Here is a 7,910-nt window from a genome sequence, read left to right on the forward strand (position 1 = left end):
ACGGGCGGCGTCGATGACCTCAGGGACGAAGACCCGCGGCCACGGGCTTGAAGCCCGCGCGGATGTTCTCGCAGCAGCCGGGTCGGCAGACGTCGTACCAGGGTCCGAGGTCGGTGAGGGACGGACGCTCGGCCTTCGGCGTGCCCTTCAGCCGCTCCTCGACCAAGTCGATGAGCCCCGAGACATAAGCGGGGTCGATGCCGGGAGTCGGGGTGCGAACCGCCTTGATCCCGGCCTCCTCAGCGGCCTCCATCGCCTCGGTGTCGAGGTCCCAGAGCACCTCCATGTGGTCACTCACGAAGCCGAGGGGCACGATCACCACGGCCTCCGCGCCGCGGCCCGGGAGCTCGGCGATGACGTCGTTGACGTCGGGCTCGAGCCAGGGCTGCGTGGGCGGGCCGGAGCGCGACTGGTAGACCAGCTCCCACTCGACATCGGCGACGGCGGCGGCGACCTCGGCCATGACGAACGCCGCGACGGCCTTGTGCTGGGCGGCGTACGCACCGCCCTCGCCGAAGTCGACGTCGCGGGGGCCGGAGCGCTCGGCGTCCGCCGACGGGATGGAGTGGGTGGAGAAGAGCACACGGATCTTCTCGGGCGCGATGCCCTCGGCGACGTAGGCCGACACGGCATCCGTCACCCCGCGCACGAACGTCGTCACGAAACCGGGGTGGTCGAAGAACTGGCGCACCTTGTCGATGGTCACCGTCTCGCCGAGCCCCGTCGCTTCCAGCACACGCGCATAGTCTTCGCGGTACTGGCGGCAGCTCGAGAACGAGCTGTACGCGCTCGTCGCGATCGCCAGCAGCGTAGTGTCACCGGCCTCGGCCGCCTCGGTCACGGCCTCTTCGAGGTAGGGCTCCCAGTTGCGGTTGCCCCAGTAGACCGGCAGGCCCAGGCCACGCGCCGCGATCTCGGCCTCGAGGGCCGCCTTCAGCTCGCGGTTGTGCTGGTTGATGGGGCTTACGCCGCCGAAGTGCCGGTAGTGGTGGGCCACCTCTTCGAGCCGCTCGTCGGGGATGCCGCGTCCGCGCGTGACGTTGCGCAGGAACGGGATGACGTCGTCCTGGCCCTCCGGTCCGCCGAACCCGGCGAGGAGGATGCCGTCGTAGGCCACCGGCGTCTCGACCCACTTGGGTCCGGAGGACGCGGCGGGAGAGGCGTAGAGGACGGTTTCGGGGGTGGTGTCCGTGTCGGTCGTGCTCACGCAGACATCCTCCCACTTGCCTGCACAGCCCGGACGGGGGGTATCTCGACACTAGGCTTATGTGGTTGTCGTCGTCGCCGACGGCGTCCGTCGCCACCCGTGCCGACGCGTCTGCGACGATCCACCCTGATCCCCGGGAGAACGCCAGTGCCAGGAGAGAACCTCACCCGCATCGAAGCGCAGGAACGCCGCGCGATCGTCGACACCCACGAGTACCGCGTGGAGCTCGACCTCACCCGCGGTGACGAGGTCTTCTCCTCGCGCACGGTGGTCACCTTCGGCGCCACCGAGGGCGCGTCGACCTTCATCGACCTGATCGCCCGCACGGTGCACACCGTCACGCTCAACGGCCGCCCCCTCGACCCGGCCGCGGTTTTCGCCGATTCGCGCATCGTGCTCGACGGCCTCGAGGCCGAGAACGAGCTCGTCGTCGAGGCCGACTGCGAGTACACCAACACCGGTGAGGGTCTGCACCGCTTCGTCGACCCGGTCGACGGCGAGGTCTACCTCTACTCGCAGTTCGAGGTGCCCGACTCGCGCCGCGTGTACACGGTGTTCGAGCAGCCCGACCTGAAGGCAGCCTTCATCTTCTCGGTCGTCGCCCCCTCGCGGTGGAAGGTCGTCTCCAACTCCCCCACCCCCGAGCCGGTGGCCGTCTCCGACGACACCGCCCGCTGGGACTTCCCCGCCACCCCGCGTATCTCGTCGTACATCACCGCGCTCGTCGCCGGCCCGTACGAGGCCACCTTCTCGGAGCTCACGAGCGCCGACGGCCGCGTCATCCCCCTCGGCGTCTTCGCCCGCAAGAGCCTGTGGCAGTACCTGGATGCCGACTACGTGTTCGAGAAGACCCGCCAGGGCTTCGCGTACTTCGAGGAGAAGTTCGGCTTCCCGTACCCGTTCGCGAAGTACGACCAGCTCTTCGTGCCGGAGTTCAACGCCGGCGCCATGGAGAACGCCGGTGCGGTGACTTTCACCGAGACCTACGTCTTCCGCAGCAAGGTGACCGATGCCGTAAAGGAGCGCCGCGTCGTCACGATCCTGCACGAGCTGGCGCACATGTGGTTCGGCGACCTCGTGACCATGAAGTGGTGGAACGACCTGTGGCTGAACGAGTCGTTCGCCGAGTGGGCGTCCACGATCGCGACCGCCGAGGCCACCGAGTGGCATGCGGCCTGGACGACCTTCAACGCGATGGAGAAGACCTGGGCGTACCGCCAGGACCAGCTCCCCTCGACCCACCCCGTCGTCGCCGAGATCACCGACCTCGAAGACGTCCAGGTGAACTTCGACGGCATCACCTACGCCAAGGGCGGGTCGGTGCTGAAGCAGCTGGCCGCCTGGGTGGGCATCGAGCAGTTCTTCGCCGGCGTCGCCGCGTACTTCCAGAAACACCAGTGGTCGAACACCGAGGTGGGCGATCTGCTCACCGAGCTCGAGGCCACCAGCGGGCGCGAGCTCGGCGACTGGGCCAAGAAGTGGCTCGAGACCGCGGGCGTGAACACGCTGACCCCGCTGATCGAAGAGGGAGCCGACGGCACCATCTCGCGCTTCGCGATCGTGCAGACGGCGCCGAGCGACTACCCCACGATCCGCCCGCATCGCCTGGGCATCGGCTTCTACTCGCTGACCGACACCGGCGCCCTCGAGCGGGTGCATCGGGTCGAGCTCGACGTCGACGGCGACCGCACCGAGGTCGCGGAACTGCGCGGCATCCGTCGTCCCGACCTCGTGCTGCTCAACGACGACGACCTCGCCTACGCCAAGATCCGCCTCGACGAGCGCTCGCTGGCCACCGCCATCGCGCACCTCGGAGGCATCTCCGACCCCCTCGCCCGCTCGCTCGTCTGGGGCGCCGCGTGGGATCAGACCCGGGATGCCGAGGCCTCGGCGACCGACTACCTCGACCTCGTGCTGCGCAACATCGGCTCCGAGACCGAGTCGACCACCGTGCGCACGACGCTGGCTCAGCTGCAGCTCGCCGCCAACGCCTACGTCGCCCCCGCCACCCGTGACGAGGCGCGTCAGCGCGTCGCCGACGGTCTATGGGAGCTGGCGCAGTCCGCAGAGGCCGGCAGCGACAGCCAGCTGCAGTTCGTCACGGCCTTCGCCTCCGCGGCGTCCACTCCGGCGCACGCCGAGACGGTGAAGGCGCTCCGCGACGGCTCGATCACCCTCGAGGGCCTCGAGATCGACACCGATCTGTCGTGGCAGCTGCTCATCTCGTTGGCCGCCGCGGGTGTCGCCGCCGAGGCCGACATCGAGGCCGCACGCGCTGCCGACAACACCGCCAAGGGAGGTGAGTTCGCGGCGACCGCGCTCGCGGCCCTCCCCTCGCGCGAGGCGAAGCAGAAGGCCTGGAGCTCGCTGATCGATTCGGCCGACGCGCCGAACACGATCGTGCGCGCCACCGCCGCCGGCTTCACCCACCCCGCCACCGTCGATGGGCTGGCCGACTTCGTCGAGCCGTACTTCGCGATGCTGCTGCCCATCTGGGAGTCGCGCAGCTACCAGATCGCGCAGTACCTCATCGTGGGGCTCTACCCCGCGGCGCTGGCGAGCAGGACGCTGCGTGACGCGACGCGGCAGTGGCTGTCGCGCAACACCGATGCGGCCCCGGCGCTTCGTCGCCTGGTGGGCGAGAACCTCGCCGGCGTCGAGCGCGCGCTGACCGTGCAGGAGCGCGACGCGCACTAGGCGCTTCCGCCGGATCGGATGCCCTCTCCCCTCCGGGAGGGGGCATCCGTCGTTGCGGATCATCCTCGCGGTGCGTGCACGTCATCCCCGGGGAGGACGACCGATCGAGCGCGGCTTCCTAGCGTGGAAGCATGATCGTTGCAGACAACCTCACCAAGAGATTCGGCGCCAAGACCGCGGTCGACGGCGTCTCTTTCACTGTCGCCCCCGGTCGGGTGACCGGCTTCCTCGGACCCAACGGCGCGGGCAAGTCGACGACAATGCGCATGATCGTCGGGCTCGACCGGCCCTCGGCGGGTTCCGTCACCGTCGGCGGGCAGGACTACCGGCAGCTGCGCTCGCCCCTCACCGAGGTCGGCGTGCTGCTGGATGCCAAGGCCGTCCACACCGGACGCTCGGCCCGAGACCACCTCCGCGCCCTCGCCGCGACGCACGGCATCGGCCGCGCGCGTGTCGACGAGGTGATCGAACTCACCGGAATCGATTCGGTGGCGCGAAAGCGCGCCGGCAAGTTCTCGCTCGGCATGGGCCAGCGTCTCGGGATCGCGTCCGCACTGCTCGGCGACCCCCACACCCTCATCCTCGATGAGCCGGTGAACGGTCTCGATCCCGAGGGCGTGCGGTGGGTGCGCCAGTTCGTCCGTCACCTCGCCGCCGAGGGTCGCACCGTGCTGCTGTCGAGCCACCTGATGAGCGAGATGTCGCAGACCGCCGACCACGTCATCGTTCTCGGCCGCGGCCGTGTCCTCGCCGACGCGCCCCTTGCCGACCTCGTCGGGTCGTGGACGACGACGACGATCGTCGTGCGCTCCCCACGGCTGCCCGAACTCGTCGCGGCCCTCCAGATCCCGGATGCCACCATCTCGGGTCTGGAGCCCGGAGCGGCGCAGATCACCGGGGTCACGCCCCAGACCATCGGCGACGTCGCCGCCCGCCATGGCATCCCGTTGTACGAACTGACGCCGCGCAGCGGCTCGCTCGAAGACGCCTACCTCGCCCTGACCGACGACTCAGTCGAATACAAGACCAAGGAGATCGCATGACCGCCCTCGCCCCCTCGCCCCGGCGCGAGACGCACGCGCACCCGCACCGCTTGACGTTCGCCCACCTGCTGCGCAGCGAGACCATCAAGATCCTGACGCTGCGCTCGACCTGGTGGTCGCTCGGCCTGACCGCGGCCCTGTCGATCGGTGTCTCGCTGATGATCGCGAACGCCGCTCGCGATTTCGAAGGCTTCGCCGCGGCGAACGTGGTGCTCATGCCCACGCAGTTCACGATGCTCGTCGCGGGCATCCTCGGCGCCATCGTGATCACCGGGGAGTACTCCACCGGGATGATCCGTTCGACGCTAACGGCTGAGCCGCGTCGAGGCGCGGTGCTGCTCGCCAAGGCCATCGTCGTCTCGCTGGTGATGGCCGTGACGACCGCTCTCACCTACATCGCCGCGATCGCCGTCACCGCCCCCCTCCTGACGACGGGCATCGACTGGTCGGATCCGTCGCAGTCCGCCGTCCCGCTGGGGTTCGGGGTGGTCTCGATGGCGGTCTTCACGCTGATCGGGCTGGGGCTCGGCTTCCTCATCCGCGCCGGCGCCGGCGCGATCGCCGCCACCGTGGGTGTGCTGTTCGTCCTTCCCATCGTGGTGTCGCTGTTCACCTTCGGCGGCCCCAACTGGCAGTGGATCGTCGATGCGGGCGCCTACCTTCCCGCCAACGCGGCCTCGACCTTGACCGATCCGGGAGCGGACATCGGCGACAGCCTGATCACGCTCGGCGCGTGGGCGGTCGTCCCGCTGCTGGTCGGGTGGGTCGCCCTGCGTTTCCGCGACGCCTGACCCTCCTCCCCACCCCGTCCGCCTCCACGGATGCCTCGACGCTCAGCCAGCGCCGAGGCATCCGTCGTTAGTCTGAATTCGATGCTTCTCGCCGAAAACCCCGAACCCACCCCGTCGCCCACCGCGCCCCCCGCCGATATCGCCAGCCTCGACTTCTGGACATGGGTGGGCGCTCGTCTGCTCGACTTCGGCGGCATGATGCTGCACATCCTCGGCATCATCGTCGGGATCGCCGTCGCCGCGTGGATCCTGCGCGTGATCATCCGCCGCGTCGTCGACCGTATCGTCAACGGCGCGAAGAGCAAGGCCCGCGTCGACGACACGCAGGCGCTCGACCGCTCCCCACTCAGCGCCGTCCGTCTCGTGCAGCGCACGCGCACGCTCGGTACGATCCTGCAGAACATCGTCAACGTCATCCTCGTCATCGTCGCGCTGGTGTGGATCGCCGGCATCATCGCACCAGACGCCCTCGCCTCGCTGACACTGCTGACAGCCGCCATCGGCGCGGGCCTCGGATTCGGTGCGCAGAACATCGTCAAAGACGTGCTCAACGGCATCTTCATCGTCGCCGAAGACCAGATCGGCATCGGCGACGTGGTGGATCTCGGCCTCGCGACCGGAATCGTCGAGTTCGTCAGCGTGCGCATCACGCACGTGCGCGACGTCAACGGAACGCTCTGGTACGTCCGTAACGGCGAGATCACCCGTATCGGAAACATGTCGCAGGGCTGGTCGCGCGTCATCATCGACCTGGCAGTGCCGGTGGATGCCGACCTCGACGTCGTCGAGAAAGCGATGCTGAGCGCCGCGAAGACGATGGCGAAAGAGAACAAGTGGCGCTCGCGCATCATCGAGCAGCCCGAGATCTGGGGCCTCGAATCCATCGGCGGCGACGCGATCGTCATCCGTCTGGTGATGAAGACGCGCTCGAGCGCGAAGGACGACGTCGCCCGTGAACTCCGCGCCCGCCTGAAGCGTGCCATCGACGAGCTGGGCATCTCGCTGCCGCAGCTGAACTCGATCGTGCTCACCGGCGCAGAGGGGGCGCAGAGCGTTCGCGGCGCCCACCCGCCCAAGACGAAAGAGACGCCCGTCACGGCGGGCGACGCACGCCCGGTCTGGAAACCGCGCCGCCGCAGCAAGCCCCTCGCCCCCGCCATCGACGACGATGACGCCGCACCCGTGACGCAGAAGAAGACGGTGCACGACGCGGCGCCCACGACGACTCTCGACCTCCCGGGCGCCGACACCCCGAAGCCCACGCCCCCGGCCGTCCGCGCCGACGAAGAAGGCACCTGATGAGCGAGCCCGTCAGCTTCTACGACCAGGTCGGGGGGATGGACACCTTCCGTCGCCTCGTCGATGCGTTCTACCGCGGCGTGGCCTCCGACGAGGTGCTGAAGCCGATGTACCCCGAAGAAGATCTGGGCCCCGCCGCCGAGCGTTTGACGCTGTTCCTGGCGCAGTACTGGGGCGGTCCCCCCATCTACGGCGAGACGCGCGGCCACCCGCGTCTGCGCATGCGGCACATGCCCTTCCACGTCGACCCCGATGCGCGCGACCGTTGGCTCCGCCACATGCGCGCAGCCGTCGACGAGATCGCTCTCCCGCCCGCGTTCGAGGCGCCGCTCTGGGACTACCTCGAGCGCGCCGCCCACGCCATGGTCAACACCTTCGAGCCCCGCGGCATCGGTCCGCAGCAGAACGGTCGTCCCGACACCGGGCTGCCCGTGCGCGCCGAGTAGCCAGCCGCACCGCACGTCGCCCGCGACGCGTCAGCGACCGAGGAAGTCGCCGAAGCCCGGGAGGTCGAAGTTCCCCAGGCTGTCGCCGAAACCGCTGATGCGATCACCTGCACCCGAGACGGCATCCTGCGCGCCACCGGCCCACTCGGCTGCGCCACCGGCCCACTCGCCCGCGGCCCCGACATCGACGCCCTCGGCGAGGCTGGCGAGATCGACTCCGGATGCCAGACCCTCGAGGTCGACGCCCTCGGCGAGCCCGGCGAAGTCGACGCCCATCTGTCCGGCCTGCGCGAGCAGGGGACCTGCGACGGCGCTCACGACGGCGCCGCCCGCGACGGCGGCGAGGAGACCCCCGGCACCGACGACACCGGCTCCGATGAGGCCGCCTCGACCGGCGCGGGCGAGCAGCGACGACATGCGTCCGGGG

General features: G+C 69.5%; 6 protein-coding genes and 1 pseudogene. 5 read left to right on the forward strand and 2 right to left on the reverse strand.

What is annotated here, in order from left to right; translation table 11 throughout:
• Positions 1-19 precede the first annotated feature (19 nt).
• Positions 20-1,207: a ferrochelatase gene (locus RWP81_RS01490; protein ID WP_314451563.1), complete on the reverse strand. Its 1,188-nt coding sequence runs from the start codon at positions 1,205-1,207 to the stop codon at positions 20-22.
• Positions 1,208-1,354: 147 nt separating this feature from the next.
• Here RWP81_RS01490 and pepN point away from each other — a divergent pair, with 147 nt between their 5' ends.
• The 5 genes from pepN to RWP81_RS01515 all read left to right on the forward strand — a co-directional run bounded on the left by pepN (position 1,355) and on the right by RWP81_RS01515 (position 7,483).
• On the forward strand, positions 1,355-3,904 hold the full coding sequence (gene pepN, locus RWP81_RS01495) for an aminopeptidase N (protein ID WP_314451565.1): 2,550 nt from the start codon (positions 1,355-1,357) through the stop codon (positions 3,902-3,904).
• A 131-nt stretch (positions 3,905-4,035) separates the two neighbouring features.
• The gene (locus tag RWP81_RS01500) at positions 4,036-4,947 is read left to right on the forward strand and encodes an ATP-binding cassette domain-containing protein (RefSeq protein WP_314451567.1); all 912 of its coding nucleotides are present in this window, start codon (positions 4,036-4,038) and stop codon (positions 4,945-4,947) included.
• Positions 4,944-5,738, forward strand: a complete 795-nt coding sequence (locus RWP81_RS01505) for an ABC transporter permease subunit (RefSeq protein WP_314451569.1) — start codon at positions 4,944-4,946, stop codon at positions 5,736-5,738. The genes RWP81_RS01500 and RWP81_RS01505 overlap by 4 nt, the downstream gene beginning before the upstream one ends.
• An 81-nt stretch (positions 5,739-5,819) precedes the next feature.
• A complete protein-coding gene (locus tag RWP81_RS01510) occupies positions 5,820-7,037 on the forward strand; it encodes a mechanosensitive ion channel family protein (RefSeq protein WP_399540522.1) in 1,218 nt (405 codons plus the stop codon).
• A complete protein-coding gene (locus RWP81_RS01515; protein ID WP_314451571.1) occupies positions 7,037-7,483 on the forward strand; it encodes a globin in 447 nt (148 codons plus the stop codon). Before RWP81_RS01510 ends, RWP81_RS01515 begins: the two co-directional genes overlap by 1 nt.
• A gap of 30 nt (positions 7,484-7,513) precedes the next feature.
• Here RWP81_RS01515 and RWP81_RS01520 read toward each other — a convergent pair.
• Positions 7,514-7,910: pseudogene (locus RWP81_RS01520) on the reverse strand (hypothetical protein); the annotation flags it as partial.

Origin of the sequence: uncultured Microbacterium sp. (assembly GCF_963521695.1) — a bacterium.
GTDB lineage: Bacteria > Actinomycetota > Actinomycetes > Actinomycetales > Microbacteriaceae > Microbacterium.

Bases quoted from the DNA above. Each gene is read 5' to 3' on its own strand.
- RWP81_RS01500 (WP_314451567.1), top strand. From the start codon at position 4,036: ATGATCGTTGCAGACAACCTCACCAAGAGATTCGGCGCCAAGACCGCG.
- RWP81_RS01505 (WP_314451569.1), top strand. From the start codon at position 4,944: ATGACCGCCCTCGCCCCCTCGCCCCGGCGCGAGACGCACGCGCACCCG.
- RWP81_RS01510 (WP_399540522.1), top strand. From the start codon at position 5,820: ATGCTTCTCGCCGAAAACCCCGAACCCACCCCGTCGCCCACCGCGCCC.
- RWP81_RS01515 (WP_314451571.1), top strand. From the start codon at position 7,037: ATGAGCGAGCCCGTCAGCTTCTACGACCAGGTCGGGGGGATGGACACC.